Source organism: Pseudomonas sp. XP1 (assembly GCF_053557675.1).
On record NZ_JBNRIJ010000002.1, the window covers coordinates 189,792 to 206,198 of the forward strand.

The following is a 16,407-nucleotide window of genomic DNA, read 5'->3' on the forward strand; positions in this document are numbered from 1 at the left end:
GTCCCGATGCTGGAGCTGACCGACACGCAGATCGGCACCTGGGTCGCCACCTTCATCCTGCCGTTGTTCCGGGTGACGGCGGTGCTGATGACCATGCCCATCTTCGGTACCCGCATGCTGCCTGCGCGGGTGCGCCTGTACGTGGCGGTGGCCATCACCGTGGTGATCGTCCCGGCCCTGCCGCCCCTGCCCGAGTTCGACCCGTTGAGCCTGCGCGGCCTGCTGCTGTGTGCCGAACAGGTCATCGTCGGGGCCTTGTTCGGGTTGTCGTTGCAGTTGTTGTTCCAGGCTTTCGTGATCGCTGGCCAGATCGTCGCGGTGCAGATGGGCATGGCCTTCGCGTCGATGGTCGACCCGGCCAACGGCGTCAACGTTGCGGTGATCAGCCAGTTCATGACCATGCTGGTGAGCGTGCTGTTCCTGCTGATGAACGGTCATCTGGTGGCGTTCGAGGTGCTGACCGAAAGCTTCACCACCTTGCCGGTGGGCAATGCGCTGGTAGTCAATCAGTTCTGGGAGATGGCGGGGCGCCTGGGCTGGGTGTTCGGCGCCGGCCTGCTGCTGATCCTGCCGGCTATCGCCGCGCTGCTGGTGGTGAACATCGCCTTTGGCGTGATGACGCGTGCCGCGCCGCAGTTGAACATTTTCTCCATCGGTTTTCCGCTTACCCTGGTCATGGGCATGTTCATTTTCTGGGTCGGCCTGGCCGACATACTTTCCCATTACCAGGCATTGGCCAGCGAAGCGCTGCAATGGCTGCGTGAACTGGCGAGGGCGCGCTGAGCATGGCGGAAAGCGAAAGCGGTCAGGACAAGACAGAAGAACCCACCGACAAGCGCAAACGCGATGCCCGCGAAAAAGGCGAGGTCGCGCGTTCCAAGGAGCTGAACACGGTAGCGGTGACCTTGGCCGGTGCCGGTGGCCTGCTGGCGTTCGGTGGCCACCTGGCCGAGACGCTGTTGGCGATCATGCGCATGAACTTCAGCCTGACTCGCGACTTCGTCGTCGATGAGCGGGCCATGGGTGCACTCCTGCTGGCCTCGGGCAAGATGGCCATCTGGGCGGTGCAGCCGATATTGATCCTGTTGTTCGTGATTTCCTTCGTCGCGCCGATTGCCCTGGGCGGTTTCCTGTTTTCCGGCAGCCTGCTGCAGCCTAAATTCAGCCGCATGAATCCCTTGTCGGGGATCAAGCGGATGTTCTCGATGAACGCGCTGACGGAGCTCGTGAAAGCACTCGCCAAGTTTTTCGTGATTCTGGTCGTGGCGGTGGTGGTACTGGTCAATGACCGCCAGGCGCTGCTTGCCATTGCCAATGAGCCATTGGAGCAGGCGATCATCCATAGCTTGCAGGTGGTGGGCTGGAGTGCGTTGTGGATGTCGGCCGGGCTGCTGTTGATTGCGGCGGCGGATGTGCCGTTCCAGCTGTGGCAGGCGCACAACAAACTGAAGATGACCAAGCAGGAAATCAAGGACGAGTACAAGGACAGTGAAGGCAAGCCCGAGGTCAAGCAGCGAATCCGCCAGCTGCAGCGTGAGGCCTCGCAGCGGCGCATGATGGCGGCTGTGCCCGAAGCCGATGTAATCATTACCAACCCGACGCATTATGCGGTGGCCTTGCAATACGACCCGGAGAAGGGCGGGGCGGCGCCGTTGCTGCTGGCCAAGGGCACGGATTTCATTGCCTTGAAGATTCGCGAGATCGGTGTGGAGCACAAGGTCCAGATCCTCGAATCGCCGGCGTTGGCGCGGGCGATCTACTACTCCACCGAACTCGAGCAGGAAATCCCTGCCGGGCTTTACCTGGCGGTAGCACAGGTGCTGGCTTATGTGTTCCAGATCCGCCAGTACCGGGCTGGGAAGGGCAAGCGGCCAGAGCCGCTGAAGGACGACCTGCCGATCCCGCCGGACCTGCGCCGCGACAGTTGACCTTGTGTCAGGGCTTCTGGCCCTTTCGCGGGCACGCCCGCTCCCACAGGGGCGGCATGCTCCTCGAGAGCAACGCTGTACCTGTGGGAGCGGGCGTGCCCGCGAAGAGGCCGGAACAGGCAACATAAATCCCCCGTCGAGCAAAGTTGGAAGGCTTCTTGCAAAGCCAGCGCCAGGCGCTCCCTGTGCGTCAAAGTTTTGCATCAAGAGGACTCGCGGTGGATCGCACTCAGTTAATCAGCAACGCCCGTAACAACCTGGCCGGGCTCGGTCGGGGCAACCTGGGTGTGCCGCTGTTGCTGCTGGTGATGTTGGCAATGATGATGTTGCCGATACCGCCGTTCCTGCTCGACGTGTTCTTCACTTTCAACATCGCCCTGTCGATCGTGGTCCTGCTGGTCTGCGTCTACGCCTTGCGCCCGCTCGACTTCGCCGCGTTCCCTACCATCCTGCTGGTGGCCACGCTGTTGCGCCTGGCCCTTAACGTGGCTTCCACCCGGGTGGTGATGCTGCATGGCCAGGAGGGCCACGGCGCTGCCGGCAAGGTGATCCAGGCCTTCGGCGAGGTGGTGATCGGCGGTAACTACGTGGTCGGTGCCGTGGTGTTCGCCATCCTCATGATCATCAACTTCGTGGTGGTGACCAAGGGCGCCGGGCGTATCTCGGAAGTGAGCGCGCGTTTCACCCTCGACGCCATGCCCGGCAAGCAGATGGCCATCGACGCTGACCTCAACGCCGGCCTGATCGACCAGGCCCAGGCCAAGCACCGTCGTGCCGAAGTGGCGCAGGAAGCTGAGTTCTACGGTTCGATGGACGGTGCCAGCAAGTTCGTCCGCGGTGACGCCATCGCCGGCCTGCTGATCCTGTTCATCAACCTGATCGGCGGCATGCTGATCGGCATGCTGCAGCACGGCATGAGCTTTGGCGATGCCGGCAAGGTGTACGCCTTGCTGACCATCGGTGACGGTTTGGTGGCGCAATTGCCATCACTGTTGCTGTCCACCGCTGCCGCGATCATGGTCACCCGGGCCTCAGGCTCCGAGGACATGGGCAAGCTGATCAACCGGCAGATGTTCGATTCGCCCAAGGCCCTGGCGGTGTCCGCCGCACTGATGATCGTCATGGGCCTGGTGCCGGGCATGCCGCACGTGGCCTTCCTCAGCCTCGGCCTGCTGGCCGGTGGCGGCGCCTACCTGGTGTGGAAGAAGCAGCAGAAGGCCAAGGCGCAGGCGCTGCAAGAGGCGCAGCGCCAGCAGGACCTGCTGCCCTCGCCACAGCGCGCGCTGGAAACCAAGGAGCTGGGCTGGGACGACGTCACGCCGATCGACATGATTGGCCTGGAGGTCGGCTACCGGCTGATCCCCCTGGTCGATCGCAACCAGGGTGGCCAATTGCTTGCGCGGATCAAGGGCGTGCGCAAGAAGCTGTCGCAAGACCTGGGCTTCCTCATGCCCACGGTGCACATCCGCGACAACCTCGACCTGCAGCCCAGCGCTTATCGCCTGACCCTGATGGGGGTGATCCTGGCCGAGGCCGAGATCTACCCCGACCGCGAACTGGCAATCAACCCCGGGCAGGTGTTCGGTACCCTCAACGGCATTGCCGCGCGCGATCCGGCGTTCGGCCTTGAAGCCGTGTGGATCGATGTCGGCCAGCGCTCCCAGGCGCAGTCGCTGGGCTACACCGTGGTCGACGCCAGCACCGTGGTGGCCACCCACCTGAACCAGATCCTGCAGAAGCACTGCCACGAGCTGATCGGTCATGAAGAGGTCCAGCAACTGCTGCAGGTGTTGGCCAAGGCATCGCCTAAACTTGCAGAGGAGCTGGTGCCAGGTGTCATTTCCTTGTCGGGCCTGCTCAAGGTGCTGCAAGCGTTGTTGTCGGAACAGGTGCCTGTGCGCGATATTCGCAGTATCGCCGAGGCGATCGCGAACAACGCCGGCAAGAGTCAAGATACCGCCGCACTGGTGGCGGCGGTGCGCGTCGGATTGTGTCGCGCCATCGTGCAAAGCATTGTCGGCGTTGAGTCGGAGCTGCCAGTGATTACCCTGGAGCCAAGGTTGGAACAGATTTTGCTCAATAGTCTGCAAAGGGCCGGGCAAGGTCAGGAAGACGGTGTTCTTCTGGAGCCGAGCATGGCCGAGAAGCTGCAGCGTTCGCTGATCGAGGCGGCCCAGCGCCAGGAAATGCAGGGCCAGCCGGCCATTCTCCTGGTCGCCGGCCCGATCCGCGCCATGCTGTCGCGTTTCGGTCGCCTGGCTGTACCGAATTTGCATGTTCTGGCGTATCAGGAAATACCGGACAACAAGCAAGTCACCATCGTTGCCACCGTGGGCCCTAATGGCTGAGGTAGGGGATAATGCAAGTTAAGCGATTTTTCGCCGCCGATATGCGTCAGGCCATGAAGCTGGTCCGTGACGAGCTGGGCGCCGATGCCGCGATCATCGGCAACCGTCGCATCGCCGGCGGTGTCGAGCTGACGGCCGCGCTGGACTACAAGCTGTCCGCCCTGGCCCCGCGTGTGCCCAACGCCGAACTGGAAGAAGAGCTGCGCAAGACCCATACGCGCATCGCCACCGCCCAGGCCGAGCTGGGTCACCGCCAGGACAGCAGCGACAACAACCGCCAGTTGTTCGCCGGGCAGTCGCTGACCGCCGCCGAGCCGTTGATCGAACCGCACGTCGATGCGCCCGAGGCCGCAGCTGCAGCCCCGGCGCCGGCACCGGTCGACCCGCGCCTGTTCGATGCCATGCGCTCCGAACTGTCGGGCCTGCGCGAGCTGCTGGAAGTGCAGCTCGGCTCGCTGGCCTGGAACCAGTTGCAGGGCAGCAAGCCGCAGCAGGCCACTGTCTGGCGCAGGCTGCAGCGCATCGGCCTGTCCGGGCCGATCGCCCGTGAGCTGCTGGACCTGACTGCCGAGATCGACGAGCCACGCCAGGCCTGGCGCATGCTGCTGGCGCACCTTGCGCGGATGATCGAAATCCCCGAAGTCGAGCCGATCGAAGAGGGCGGTGTGATCGCCATGGTCGGCCCGGCCGGCATGGGCAAGACCACCACCCTGGCCAAGCTGGCGGCCCGCTACGTGCTCAAGTACGGCGCGCAGAACCTGGCGCTGGTGAGCATGGACAGTTTCCGCATCGGTGCCCAGGAGCAGCTCAAGACTCTGGGTCGCATCCTCAACGTACCGGTGACCTACGTCGACCCGGGCCAGTCGCTGGCTGCGGCGCTGGAGCCGCTGCTGCGCAAGCGCGTGGTGCTGATCGATACCGCCGGCCTGCAGGCCAGCGACCCGGCCCTGCGCATGCAGCTGGACACCCTGGCCGGGCGTGGCATCGCCGCGAAGAACTACCTGGTGCTGGCCACTACCAGCCAGAAGCAGGTGCTGACTGCCGCCTACCACAGCTACAAGCGCTGCGGCCTGGCCGGTTGCATCCTGACCAAACTCGATGAAACGGCGAGCCTTGGCGACGTGCTGAGCCTTGCCATCAGTCATGAACTGCCGGTGGCCTACCTGACAGATGGGCCGCGCATTCCTGACGACGTGCACCTGCCTCGAGGGCACCAGTTGGTCTCCCGCGCGGTCAATGTGCAGCAACAGGACGAGCCCAGCGAAGAGGCCATGGCCGACATGTTCGCTGATCTCTATCACAACCCACGGCGAGCGGGTTGATGATGAAGCGTGTGCAAGGTAGCTATGCCAAAGGGTACGCAGAATTGCCCTACGTGTGGCCTGAGTCCCAGCGAGACAAGGTAAAGAACAGACATGGGTAGCATGCATCCCGTACAGGTGATCGCCGTGACCGGTGGCAAAGGTGGCGTCGGCAAGACTAACGTTTCAGTGAACCTGTCCCTGGCGCTGGCCGAGCTTGGCCGCAGGGTCATGCTGCTCGACGCCGACCTGGGCCTGGCCAATGTCGATGTGTTGCTGGGCCTTACCCCCAAGCGGACCCTGGCCGATGTCATCGAAGGTCGCTGCGAGCTGCGCGATGTGATGTTGCAGGGCCCCGGTGGCGTGCGCATCGTGCCGGCTGCCTCGGGCACGCAGAGCATGGTGCACCTGGCCCCGGCCCAGCATGCCGGGCTGATCCAGGCGTTCAGCGAAGTCGGCGACAACCTCGACGTGCTGGTGATCGATACTGCTGCCGGTATCGGTGATTCGGTGGTCAGCTTCGTCCGCGCCGCCCAGGAAGTGCTGCTGGTGGTATGCGACGAACCCACCTCGATCACCGATGCCTACGCCCTGATCAAGCTGCTCAACCGCGACTACGGCATGAACCGTTTCCGGGTGCTGGCCAACATGGCGCAGAGTCCGCAGGAGGGCCGCAACCTGTTCGCCAAACTGACCAAGGTCACCGACCGCTTCCTCGACGTTGCCCTGCAGTACGTGGGCGCCGTGCCGTATGACGAGTGCGTGCGCAAGGCCGTGCAGAAGCAGCGCGCCGTATACGAAGCCTTCCCACGCTCCAAATGCGCGCTGGCCTTCAAGGCGATTGCCCAGAAGGTCGACAGCTGGCCGCTGCCGGCCAACCCGCGCGGCCATCTGGAGTTCTTTGTCGAGCGCCTGGTGCAGCCCACCAGCGCGGGACCTGTGCTATGAACGCCAGCGGTTTCAAGATGTACAGCCGGGCGTCGAAAGACGCCCAGTACGAGCTGATCGAGCGCTACGCCCCGCTGGTCAAGCGCATCGCCTACCACCTGCTGGCGCGGCTGCCAGCCAATGTGCAGGTCGAGGACCTGATCCAGGCCGGCATGATCGGCCTGCTGGAAGTGGCCAACAAGTACGACGCCAGCAAGGGCGCCAGCTTCGAAACCTACGCCGGCATTCGCATTCGCGGGGCCATGCTCGATGAAGTGCGCAAGGGCGATTGGGCACCGCGTTCGGTGCACCGCAACACCCGCATGGTCAGCGACGCGATGCGTGCGGTTGAAGCCCGAACCGGTCGTGACGCTAAAGATCATGAAGTTGCTGCCGAACTCCAATTGAGTCTCGATGATTACTACGGGATCTTGAACGATACCCTGGGCAGCCGCCTGTTCAGCTTCGACGACCTGCTGCAGGACGGCGAGCACGAAGGGCTGCATGAGGATGGCGCCAGTGGCCAGGTGGAACCTGCGCGTGGCCTGGAAGACGAGCGCTTCCAGGCTGCCCTGACCGAGGCCATCGCCAACCTGCCGGAGCGTGAGCGCCTGGTGCTGGCGCTGTACTACGACGAAGAGCTGAACCTCAAGGAAATTGGTGAGGTGCTGGGGGTCAGCGAGTCGCGGGTCAGCCAGTTGCACAGCCAGTGTGCCGCGCGCCTGCGCAGCCGCCTGGGGGAATGGCGGGCGCGTTGAGCCCGCTGTCGTTGCAGTCGTTTTCTACGTTGTACCGAATTGTGAATGCGCGCTCGGGGCCGAGCGCGTTTGAGACTGCTTGGAGGTCTACTTGAACAAAGACATGAAAATCCTCATCGTTGACGACTTTTCGACGATGCGGCGGATCATCAAGAACCTGTTGCGTGACCTGGGCTTCACCAACACCGAAGAAGCCGATGACGGCACCACGGCGCTGCCGATGCTGGAGAACGGCCACTATGACTTCCTGGTGACCGACTGGAACATGCCCGGCATGTCCGGTATCGACCTGCTGCGCAAGGTGCGTGCCCACGATCGCCTGAAAACCATGCCGGTGCTGATGGTGACCGCCGAAGCCAAGCGCGACCAGATCATCGAAGCGGCCCAGGCCGGCGTCAATGGCTACGTTGTGAAGCCGTTCACCGCCCAGGTGCTCAAAGAAAAGATCGAGAAGATCTTCGAACGCGTCAACGGCTGAGTCACGTCAGGGGGCGCGCCATGGATTCATCACAAACGTCTTTGGGCGAGTTCGAATCGACCCTGAAGAAGCATGCCCAGGAGCTGGTCGAAAGCCTGGAGCGTGGCCGTTTCGGCGAGGCGGTGCAGCTGATTCACGAGCTGAACCAGACCCGTGATCGCGGCCTGTACCAGGAAGTCGGCAAGCTGACCCGCGAGCTGCATAGTGCCATCGTCAGTTTCCAGATCGACCCGACCATGCCGCAGGCCGAGGAGGTGTCGCAGATAACCGACGCCACCGAGCGCCTGTCGTACGTGGTCAGGCTCACCGAGGGCGCGGCCAACCGCACCATGGACCTGGTCGAGGAAAGCACCCCGGTGCTCAACGACCTGGCCAGCGAGGCCGAGGCCCTGAGCACCGACTGGCAGCGTTTCATGCGCCGCGAAGTGGCTGCGCCGGAGTTCCGAGACCTGGTCAAGCGCGTCGACAGTTTCCTGACGCTCAGCGCCGAAGGTAACCGCAAGGTCGCCGGCCACCTCAACGACATTCTGCTGGCCCAGGACTATCAGGACCTGACCGGCCAGGTGATCAAGCGCGTCACCACCCTGGTCACCGAGGTGGAAAGCAACCTGCTCAAACTGGTGTTGATGGCCAGCCAGGTCGACCGCTTTGCGGGCATCCAGCATGACCACGATCAACTGCGCGCAGAAAAAGATCGAGAAAAACATCCGACTCGGGGTGAAGGTCCGCAGATTCATGCCGATAAGCGTGAAGATGTCGTGTCCGGTCAGGACGATGTCGATGATCTGCTGTCCAGCCTGGGTTTTTAAGGAGCACGTTTGATGAGCTTCGGCGCCGATGAAGAAATCCTCCAGGATTTCCTGGTAGAAGCCGGCGAAATTCTTGAGCAACTGTCCGAGCAACTGGTCGAGCTGGAAAGCCGGCCCGACGATGCCGACCTGCTCAATGCGATCTTTCGCGGTTTCCACACTGTAAAAGGGGGCGCCGGCTTCCTTCAGCTGAACGAGCTGGTGGAGTGCTGCCATATCGCCGAGAACGTGTTCGACGTCCTGCGCAAAGGTGAGCGCCGGGTCGACGCGGAACTGATGGATGTGGTGCTCGAGGCACTGGACACGGTCAACAGCATGTTTGGCCAGGTGCGCGAGCGCGCCGAAGTGACCCCGGCTACCCCCGAGCTGCTGGCCGCGCTGTCGCGCCTGGCCGAGCCGGGCGGCGCAGAAGCCGTCGAGGCGCCTGCCGCTGCGGCACCGGAGCCGGTTGCCGAAGCGCCGGTGGAAGAGCAGGACATCACCGACAGCGAGTTCGAACAACTGCTCGATTCGCTCGATGCGGTCAAGGCACAAGCTGCGGCCGACGAGCAGATGCAGGGCGAGACCGTCAGCAGCGCAGGTGACGAAATCAGCGACGCCGAGTTCGAGTCGCTGCTCGACCAGTTGCACGGCAAAGGCCAGTTCAGCGCCGAGGTTGCCGCGCAGCCGGTTGCCAGCGCGCCGGAAGCGGCCAGCGACGAAATTACCGACGCCGAGTTCGAATCGCTGCTGGACCAGTTGCATGGCAAGGGTACCTTCCAGGCCGATGCCTTGCCTGGTGCCAAGGCGCCGGCGCCTGCTGCAACTGACACCAGTGCAGCCAGCGATGAAATCAGCGAGCACGAGTTCGAGGCGCTGCTGGACCAGTTGCACGGCAAGGGCAAGTTCGGTGGCGATGTTGCCGCCGTCGAAGCCCCGGCTGCAGCCAAGGCGCAAGCGCCGGTCGTGGCCAAGGCCGACAGCCAGCCCGTGGCCAAGCCAGCAGCAGCTGCGCCGGCACCGGCGCCTGCCAGCAAACCTGCCGCAGCACCTCGCGCCCCGGCCCCGGCCGCCGACAAGCATGGTGCCAGTGAAGCGGAAACCACCGTGCGGGTCGATACCGCGCGCCTGGACGAGATCATGAACATGGTCGGCGAACTGGTGCTGGTGCGTAACCGCCTGGTGCGCCTGGGGCTGAACAGCGGTGACGAGGCCATGTCCAAGGCGGTGTCCAACCTCGACGTGGTCACCGCCGACCTGCAGACCGCGGTGATGAAAACCCGCATGCAGCCGATCAAGAAAGTCTTCGGCCGCTTCCCGCGCCTGGTGCGCGACCTGGCCCGCCAGCTCAAGAAGGAGATCAACCTGGAGCTGGTCGGCGAAGAGACCGACCTCGACAAGAACCTGGTCGAGGCCCTGGCCGACCCGTTGGTGCACCTGGTGCGCAACGCCGTCGACCATGGCGTGGAAATGCCCGAAGAGCGTGAAGCCGCCGGCAAGGCGCGCACCGGCCGGGTGGTGCTGTCGGCCGAGCAGGAAGGCGATCACATCCTGCTGTCGATCTCTGACGACGGCAAGGGCATGGACCCCAACATCCTGCGTGCCAAGGCCGTGGAAAAGGGCCTGATGGACAAGGACGCCGCCGATCGCCTGAGCGAGTCGGACTGCTACAACCTTATCTTCGCCCCGGGCTTCTCGACCAAGACCGAGATTTCCGATGTGTCCGGCCGCGGTGTGGGCATGGACGTGGTGAAGACCAAGATCTCCCAGCTCAACGGCTCGATCAACATCTTCTCGGCCAAGGGCCAGGGCTCGAAGATCGTCATCAAGGTGCCGCTGACCCTGGCGATCATGCCCACCCTGATGGTGATGCTGGGCAACCAGGCGTTCGCCTTCCCGCTGGTCAACGTCAACGAGATCTTCCACCTCGACCTGTCGCGTACCAACGTGGTCGACGGCCAGGAAGTGGTGATCGTGCGCGACAAGGCGCTGCCGCTGTTCTACCTCAAGCGCTGGCTGGTCCAGGGCCAGGTGCACGAAGAGCAGCATGAGGGCCACGTGGTGATCCTGTCGGTCGGTACCCAGCGTATCGGCTTTGTCGTCGATCAACTGGTTGGCCAGGAAGAAGTGGTAATCAAGCCGCTGGGCAAGATGCTGCAGGGCACCCCGGGCATGTCCGGGGCCACCATCACCGGCGACGGTCGCATTGCGTTGATTCTCGACGTCCCGAGCATGCTCAAGCGTTACGCCGCGCGGCGTATTTGATTTCGGTGGCGCACCCTGGCGGGTTGCGCCACCTAATGGAGTGTTTATGGCAGTCAAGGTCCTGGTGGTGGATGATTCCGGTTTCTTCCGCCGCCGCGTCTCGGAAATCCTCTCAGCGGATCCGACGATCCAGGTAGTGGGTACCGCGACCAACGGCAAGGAAGCAATCGACCAGGCGCTGGCGCTCAAGCCCGATGTCATCACCATGGACTACGAAATGCCCATGATGGATGGCATCACCGCAGTGCGGCACATCATGCAGCGCTGCCCGACGCCGGTGTTGATGTTCTCGTCGCTGACCCATGAAGGCGCCCGTGTCACCCTCGATGCGCTGGATGCCGGTGCGGTGGATTACCTGCCGAAAAACTTCGAGGACATCTCGCGCAACCCCGACAAGGTCAAGCAACTGCTGTGCGAGAAGGTGCATACCATTTCCCGCAGCAACCGCCGTTTTGGCAGCTACGCCAGCCCCGCGCCGGTTGCCGCACCAGCGCCGGCAGGCAGCAGCCACGCACCCGCCAGCGGTTTCGCCAGCCCGGCAGCGGCGCGTACGCCTGCGCCTGCGCGTGCGGCGGCCCCGGCGGCAGCGCCAGCACACTCGCCGGCACCCAAGCGCAAGCCATACAAGTTGGTGGCCATCGGCACCTCCACCGGCGGCCCGGTCGCCCTTCAGCGCGTGCTGACCCAGCTGCCGGCCAACTTCCCGGCGCCGATCGTGCTCATCCAGCACATGCCGGCGGCGTTCACCAAGGCCTTTGCCGAACGCCTGGACAAACTGTGCCGCATCAGCGTCAAGGAAGCCGAGGACGGCGACATGCTGCGCCCGGGCCTGGCCCTGCTGGCCCCAGGTGGCAAGCAGATGATGATCGACGGCCGTGGCACGGTGAAGATCCTGCCCGGTGACGAGCGCCTGAACTACAAGCCGTGCGTGGACATCACCTTCGGCTCGGCGGCCAAGTCGTATGGCGACAAGGTACTGTCGGTGGTGCTTACCGGCATGGGCGCCGATGGCCGTGAAGGTGCGCGCCTGCTCAAGCAGGGCGGCAGTACGGTGTGGGCCCAGGATGAAGCCAGCTGCGTGATCTATGGCATGCCCATGGCCATCGTCAAGGCCAACCTGGCTGACGCGGTGTACAGCCTGGACGAAATCGGCAAGCACCTGGTGGAGGCGTGCGTCTGATGGACGTACTCAGCCTGATCGGCCTGATCCTTGCCTTTGTCGCCATCATCGGTGGCAACTTTCTCGAAGGCGGCCATGTCGGCGCCCTGATCAATGGCCCGGCGGCGCTGATCGTACTGGGCGGCACGCTGGCGGCTGCCTTGCTGCAGTCGCCGCTGTCGTCGTTCAAGCGTGCCTTGCAGATTCTGCGTTGGATCCTGTTTCCGCCACGGGTCGACCTGGCGGGCGGGATCGACCGCGTCGTCAACTGGAGCCTGACCGCGCGCAAGGAAGGCCTGCTGGGCCTGGAAGGGGTGGCCGACGGCGAGCCTGACCCTTATGCGCGCAAGGGCCTGCAGTTGCTGGTGGATGGCGCGGAGCCGGAGGCTATCCGCAGCATTCTCGAAGTCGACTTCCTGACCCAGGAAAGCCGTGATATCCAGGCTGCCAAGGTGTTCGAGAGCATGGGCGGCTACGCGCCGACCATCGGCATCATCGGTGCGGTGATGGGCCTGATCCACGTGATGGGCAACCTGGCCGACCCGTCGCAACTGGGCAACGGCATTGCCGTGGCCTTCGTCGCGACCATCTACGGGGTGGCCAGCGCCAACCTGGTGCTGCTGCCGATCGCCAACAAGCTCAAGGCCATCGTCATGCGCCAGTCGCGCTACCGCGAGATGCTGCTAGAGGGCCTGCTGTCGATTGCCGAGGGTGAGAACCCGCGCTCGATCGAGCTGAAGCTGCAAGGCTTCATGGAGTAACCCATGCGTCGCCGTCGTCATACCGAGGAACACGAAAACCACGAACGCTGGCTGGTGTCGTACGCCGACTTCATTACCCTGCTGTTCGCCTTTTTCGTGGTGATGTACTCGATTTCCTCGATCAACGAGGGCAAGTACAAGGTCATTTCCCAGGCCTTGCTCGGGGTGTTCAACGACCCCGAGCGCAGCATGAAGCCGATCCCCATCGGTGAAGAGCGGCCGCTGAGCGTGCGCCCGGCCGAGCCGTTGGTGAAGGACAGCGAGCAGACCGATGCGGGACTTGGGGCGAGCAGTGTCGACCCGCTGAAAACCATCAGCGATGACGTGCGCGATGCCTTTGGCGACCTGATCAAGAGCGACCAGATGACTGTGCGCGGCAATGAGCTGTGGATCGAGATCGAGCTCAATTCCTCGTTGTTGTTCGGCAGTGGCGATGCCATGCCCAGCGACAAGGCGTTTGCCATCATCGAGAAGGTGGCGGGCATTCTCAAGCCGTTCGCCAACCCGGTGCATGTCGAGGGCTTTACCGACAACCTGCCGATCCGCACCGCGCAGTACCCGACCAACTGGGAGCTGTCATCGGCGCGGGCGGCGAGCATCGTGCGCCTGCTGGCCATGGAAGGGGTCAACCCGGCACGCATGGCCTCGGTCGGCTATGGCGAGTACCAGCCGGTGGCCAGCAACGACACTGCCGAAGGCCGTGCGCGCAACCGCCGCGTGGTGCTGGTGATTTCGCGCAATCTCGAAGTGCGCCGCAGCCTGACTGGAACGGGCAGTGCAAATGCCACGCCGGATGCCGCATTGCGTCGGGCTGGCACACAAAGTGCACCAGCATCGCCTGCGACGGTGGCGGGGCAGTGATCCGTCAATTCCCCGACGTTGCTATGAACACGATGTTGAAGATGGCGCTGTCCCCTGTGGGAGCGGGCATGCCCGCGAAGCAGACGACGCGGTGAATGGCACCGGCTGCGCGGGTGTTCGCGGGCTCGCCCGCTCCCACAGGAATCGTGCAGGCTTTTAAAGAGTTGTTTTCTACAGTGTCCCTGCCAAATCAATAGATAGAGTTTGCTTGATGAGAGTCTGGGCAGTAGCCAATCAAAAAGGTGGCGTCGGCAAGACCACCACTACCATCGCCCTGGCCGGCCTGCTGGCCGAGGCCGGCAAGCGTGTGGTCGTTGTCGACCTCGACCCGCACGGCTCGATGACCAGTTATTTCGGGCACAACCCCGATGCCCTGGAGCACAGCTGCTACGACCTGTTCCTGCACAAGGGCGCGGTACCCGAGGGCCTGCCCGGGCAACTGCTGCTGCCCACCAGTGACGAGCGCATCTCGCTGTTGCCGTCGAGCACCGCGCTGGCGGTGCTGGAGCGCCAGTCACCGGGGCAGAACGGCCTGGGCCTGGTGATCGCCAAGAGTCTGGCGCAGCTGTGGCAGGATTTCGACTTTGCCCTGATCGACAGCCCACCCTTGCTCGGCGTGCTGATGGTCAATGCCCTGGCAGCCAGCCAGCAGCTGGTTATCCCGGTGCAAACCGAATTTCTCGCGGTCAAGGGCCTGGAGCGCATGGTCGGTACCTTGGCCATGGTCAACCGTTCGCGCAAACAGGCGCTGCCGTACCAGATAGTGCCGACCTTGTTCGACCGCCGTACCCAGGCCTCGCTGGCCACGCTCAAGCTGCTGCGAGACACCTACGACCAACATGTGTGGCAGGGCTACATCCCGGTGGATACGCGCCTGCGCGATGCCAGCCGCAAGGGCGTCACACCCTCGCAATTCGACAGCAAGAGCCGCGGCCTGATTGCCTATCGGGCGCTGCTCAAGCACCTGCTGACCTACAAGACTGCAGCGCAGGTGGCCTGATGACCCAGACCCGGCAAACCAGCAACCGGCCACAGATGGCCCTGCAGTCGTACCTCGACGGCCTGCTGCAGGAGGCTACCGAAGACGAAGACCTGTTCGAGGCGCCAGCGGCGGCGGACGAGTTCGCCGAGGCCGTGCGCGAAGAGCAGGCGCGTGATGCCTTGCAGCAAGCCAGGCCTGCGCCAGCCGAAGCAACCGTCAGCCCCGCACCACGGCCATTCGCCGAGCCCAGGCTGGCGGTGCTGCCCCGTGTGATGCCGGTGGAAGCGCCGGTGGTGACGGTGGTCGAGCGCGAAGTGGTGGCCGAGGCAAGCATCCCGGTGCTGGTCGAAGAGCAAACCGTGGAACCGGCAGTGCCGCTGGTGGATGTGCACCTGCCGGCGCCGCAGGTGCCTGTGCCCCCGGCCACGGTCGATGGCCGCCCGGCCTGGGCCGCCGAGCCGTTCGAATGCCTGCTGTTCGATGTGGCCGGGCTGACCCTGGCGGTGCCGCTGGTGTGCCTTGGCTCGATCTACACCCTGGCCGGCCAGGAACTGACACCGCTGTTCGGCCAGCCCGACTGGTTCCTCGGCATCCTGACCTGCCAGGCAGGCAACCTGAAGGTGCTGGATACCGCGCGTTGGGTGATGCCCGACCGCTACCGGGATGATTTTCGCCAAGGCCTGCAATACGTGATTTCCGTGCAGGGCTACGAATGGGGGTTGGCCGTGCACCAGGTCAGCCGCTCGCTGCGTCTGGACCCGTCCGAGATCAAGTGGCGCAGCCAGCGTGGCCAGCGCCCGTGGCTGGCCGGCACGGTGATTGAACACATGTGTGCACTGCTCGACGTCGCGGCACTGGCCGAGCTGATCGCCAGTGGCGCGGTCAAGCAGATGCACGCCAAACAGAAATGACACCGAACACACCGCCGATGGCGGATTTTGAGGGTAGGGGAATGAAAAAGTCGTCTGCACAAGGTTCCGAAGATCCGATCCTGCAGTGGGTTACCTTCCGTCTGGACAATGAGTCCTACGGCATCAACGTGATGCAGGTGCAGGAAGTGTTGCGCTACACCGAGATCGCCCCGGTGCCGGGTGCGCCAAGCTATGTGCTGGGCATCATCAACCTGCGCGGCAACGTGGTGACCGTGATCGACACCCGCCAACGCTTTGGCCTGATGCCGACCGAAGTCACCGACAACACCCGTATCGTCATCATCGAGGCCGACAAGCAAGTGGTCGGGATCCTGGTCGACAGCGTGGCCGAGGTGGTGTACCTGCGTCAGTCCGAGATCGAGACCGCGCCGAACGTGGGTAACGAAGAGTCGGCCAAGTTCATCCAGGGTGTTTGCAACAAGAACGGCGAGCTGTTGATCCTGGTCGAGCTGGACAAGATGATGACCGAGGAAGAATGGTCCGAGCTGGAGAATATCTGAGTTGATCCTAGAGGTTGCTGTCATCTTCCTGGCGCTGGTCTGGGCGCTGAGCCTGTGGTTTTTCCTCAACTACAGCAAGCGCCAGCGCGAGCTGGCTGCGCAGCAGGCAGCGGGTGATGCGCTGCGTGACCAGCGCATCAAGGACCTGGCCAAGCGCCTGGACGACTACCAGAACGGTACCGTGCGCATGGGCGAGGCGCTGCATGACCTGCGCGTGGCGGTTGCTCCGCTGCCAGACAAGATCCAGCAGCTGGAGCAACGCGACCCGCACAACGTCACCTTCACCCAGGCGGCCAAGCTGGTGGGCATGGGGGCCAGCGTGGCCGAGCTGACCGAAAGCTGCGGCCTCACCCAGGCCGAGGCCGAGCTGATGAGCAAGCTGCATCGCAGCAACTGATTGCCATGAGCATTGGGCGGCC

16 protein-coding genes are annotated in these 16,407 nt (G+C 63.8%); all 16 read left to right on the forward strand.

Features of this window, described 5'->3' with window-relative positions; translation table 11 throughout:
• Positions 1 to 6: 6 nt before the first annotated feature.
• The 16 genes from fliR (at position 7) to ACK1U9_RS03270 (ending at position 16,385) form a co-directional block, all read left to right on the forward strand.
• Positions 7 to 783: a flagellar biosynthetic protein FliR gene (gene fliR / locus ACK1U9_RS03195; protein WP_046614579.1), complete on the forward strand. Its 777-nt coding sequence runs from the start codon at positions 7 to 9 to the stop codon at positions 781 to 783.
• Positions 784 to 785: 2 nt separating this feature from the next.
• Positions 786 to 1,928: a flagellar biosynthesis protein FlhB gene (gene flhB / locus ACK1U9_RS03200; RefSeq protein ID WP_046614578.1), complete on the forward strand. Its 1,143-nt coding sequence runs from the start codon at positions 786 to 788 to the stop codon at positions 1,926 to 1,928.
• 218 nt (positions 1,929 to 2,146) lie between these two features.
• Entirely contained in the window at positions 2,147 to 4,276 is a 2,130-nt protein-coding gene (gene flhA / locus ACK1U9_RS03205) for a flagellar biosynthesis protein FlhA (RefSeq protein ID WP_025340073.1), read from the forward strand.
• Positions 4,277 to 4,287: 11 nt separating this feature from the next.
• Positions 4,288 to 5,598: a flagellar biosynthesis protein FlhF gene (gene flhF, locus ACK1U9_RS03210; RefSeq protein ID WP_046614577.1), complete on the forward strand. Its 1,311-nt coding sequence runs from the start codon at positions 4,288 to 4,290 to the stop codon at positions 5,596 to 5,598.
• A gap of 93 nt (positions 5,599 to 5,691) precedes the next feature.
• Positions 5,692 to 6,525, forward strand: a complete 834-nt coding sequence (gene fleN, locus ACK1U9_RS03215; protein WP_039612698.1) for a flagellar synthesis regulator FleN — start codon at positions 5,692 to 5,694, stop codon at positions 6,523 to 6,525.
• On the forward strand, positions 6,522 to 7,262 hold the full coding sequence (gene fliA, locus ACK1U9_RS03220) for an RNA polymerase sigma factor FliA (RefSeq protein ID WP_046614576.1): 741 nt from the start codon (positions 6,522 to 6,524) through the stop codon (positions 7,260 to 7,262). Before fleN ends, fliA begins: the two co-directional genes overlap by 4 nt.
• Positions 7,263 to 7,365: 103 nt before the next feature.
• Positions 7,366 to 7,740 carry a chemotaxis response regulator CheY gene (locus ACK1U9_RS03225; protein WP_161551427.1) on the forward strand — a complete coding sequence of 125 codons (375 nt, stop codon included), beginning with the start codon at positions 7,366 to 7,368 and terminating at the stop codon, positions 7,738 to 7,740.
• Positions 7,741 to 7,760: 20 nt separating this feature from the next.
• The gene (locus ACK1U9_RS03230; protein ID WP_046614575.1) at positions 7,761 to 8,549 is read left to right on the forward strand and encodes a protein phosphatase CheZ; all 789 of its coding nucleotides are present in this window, start codon (positions 7,761 to 7,763) and stop codon (positions 8,547 to 8,549) included.
• A 12-nt stretch (positions 8,550 to 8,561) separates the two neighbouring features.
• Positions 8,562 to 10,793, forward strand: a complete 2,232-nt coding sequence (locus ACK1U9_RS03235) for a chemotaxis protein CheA (RefSeq protein WP_284385756.1) — start codon at positions 8,562 to 8,564, stop codon at positions 10,791 to 10,793.
• 46 nt (positions 10,794 to 10,839) lie between these two features.
• A complete protein-coding gene (locus ACK1U9_RS03240) occupies positions 10,840 to 11,973 on the forward strand; it encodes a protein-glutamate methylesterase/protein-glutamine glutaminase (RefSeq protein WP_085601623.1) in 1,134 nt (377 codons plus the stop codon).
• Positions 11,973 to 12,713 (forward strand): flagellar motor protein, encoded by a 741-nt coding sequence (locus ACK1U9_RS03245; protein ID WP_085601624.1) that lies wholly within the window; start codon positions 11,973 to 11,975, stop codon positions 12,711 to 12,713. The genes ACK1U9_RS03240 and ACK1U9_RS03245 overlap by 1 nt, the downstream gene beginning before the upstream one ends.
• A 3-nt stretch (positions 12,714 to 12,716) precedes the next feature.
• The gene (gene motD / locus ACK1U9_RS03250) at positions 12,717 to 13,574 is read left to right on the forward strand and encodes a flagellar motor protein MotD (RefSeq protein WP_449109693.1); all 858 of its coding nucleotides are present in this window, start codon (positions 12,717 to 12,719) and stop codon (positions 13,572 to 13,574) included.
• Between the two features lie 211 nt (positions 13,575 to 13,785).
• The gene (locus ACK1U9_RS03255) at positions 13,786 to 14,574 is read left to right on the forward strand and encodes a ParA family protein (protein WP_025340066.1); all 789 of its coding nucleotides are present in this window, start codon (positions 13,786 to 13,788) and stop codon (positions 14,572 to 14,574) included.
• Positions 14,574 to 15,467, forward strand: coding sequence for a CheW domain-containing protein (locus ACK1U9_RS03260; protein ID WP_153671525.1), 894 nt, complete (start codon positions 14,574 to 14,576; stop codon positions 15,465 to 15,467). The genes ACK1U9_RS03255 and ACK1U9_RS03260 overlap by 1 nt, the downstream gene beginning before the upstream one ends.
• Positions 15,468 to 15,508: 41 nt before the next feature.
• Positions 15,509 to 15,988 (forward strand): chemotaxis protein CheW, encoded by a 480-nt coding sequence (locus ACK1U9_RS03265; protein WP_003254393.1) that lies wholly within the window; start codon positions 15,509 to 15,511, stop codon positions 15,986 to 15,988.
• 1 nt (position 15,989) lies between these two features.
• A complete protein-coding gene (locus tag ACK1U9_RS03270; RefSeq protein ID WP_023663283.1) occupies positions 15,990 to 16,385 on the forward strand; it encodes a DUF2802 domain-containing protein in 396 nt (131 codons plus the stop codon).
• Positions 16,386 to 16,407: the final 22 nt, after the last annotated feature.

What these genes read in the sequence shown, in the direction of transcription:
- ACK1U9_RS03260 (WP_153671525.1), top strand. Translation starts at nt 14,574, where the DNA reads ATGACCCAGACCCGGCAAACCAGCAACCGGCCACAGATGGCCCTGCAG.
- motD (WP_449109693.1), top strand. Translation starts at nt 12,717, where the DNA reads ATGCGTCGCCGTCGTCATACCGAGGAACACGAAAACCACGAACGCTGG.
- fliA (WP_046614576.1), top strand. Translation starts at nt 6,522, where the DNA reads ATGAACGCCAGCGGTTTCAAGATGTACAGCCGGGCGTCGAAAGACGCC.
- ACK1U9_RS03230 (WP_046614575.1), top strand. Translation starts at nt 7,761, where the DNA reads ATGGATTCATCACAAACGTCTTTGGGCGAGTTCGAATCGACCCTGAAG.
- ACK1U9_RS03225 (WP_161551427.1), top strand. Translation starts at nt 7,366, where the DNA reads ATGAAAATCCTCATCGTTGACGACTTTTCGACGATGCGGCGGATCATC.
- ACK1U9_RS03235 (WP_284385756.1), top strand. Translation starts at nt 8,562, where the DNA reads ATGAGCTTCGGCGCCGATGAAGAAATCCTCCAGGATTTCCTGGTAGAA.
- ACK1U9_RS03255 (WP_025340066.1), top strand. Translation starts at nt 13,786, where the DNA reads ATGAGAGTCTGGGCAGTAGCCAATCAAAAAGGTGGCGTCGGCAAGACC.
- fliR (WP_046614579.1), top strand. Translation starts at nt 7, where the DNA reads ATGCTGGAGCTGACCGACACGCAGATCGGCACCTGGGTCGCCACCTTC.
- ACK1U9_RS03240 (WP_085601623.1), top strand. Translation starts at nt 10,840, where the DNA reads ATGGCAGTCAAGGTCCTGGTGGTGGATGATTCCGGTTTCTTCCGCCGC.
- fleN (WP_039612698.1), top strand. Translation starts at nt 5,692, where the DNA reads ATGGGTAGCATGCATCCCGTACAGGTGATCGCCGTGACCGGTGGCAAA.
- ACK1U9_RS03265 (WP_003254393.1), top strand. Translation starts at nt 15,509, where the DNA reads ATGAAAAAGTCGTCTGCACAAGGTTCCGAAGATCCGATCCTGCAGTGG.
- flhB (WP_046614578.1), top strand. Translation starts at nt 786, where the DNA reads ATGGCGGAAAGCGAAAGCGGTCAGGACAAGACAGAAGAACCCACCGAC.
- flhF (WP_046614577.1), top strand. Translation starts at nt 4,288, where the DNA reads ATGCAAGTTAAGCGATTTTTCGCCGCCGATATGCGTCAGGCCATGAAG.
- ACK1U9_RS03245 (WP_085601624.1), top strand. Translation starts at nt 11,973, where the DNA reads ATGGACGTACTCAGCCTGATCGGCCTGATCCTTGCCTTTGTCGCCATC.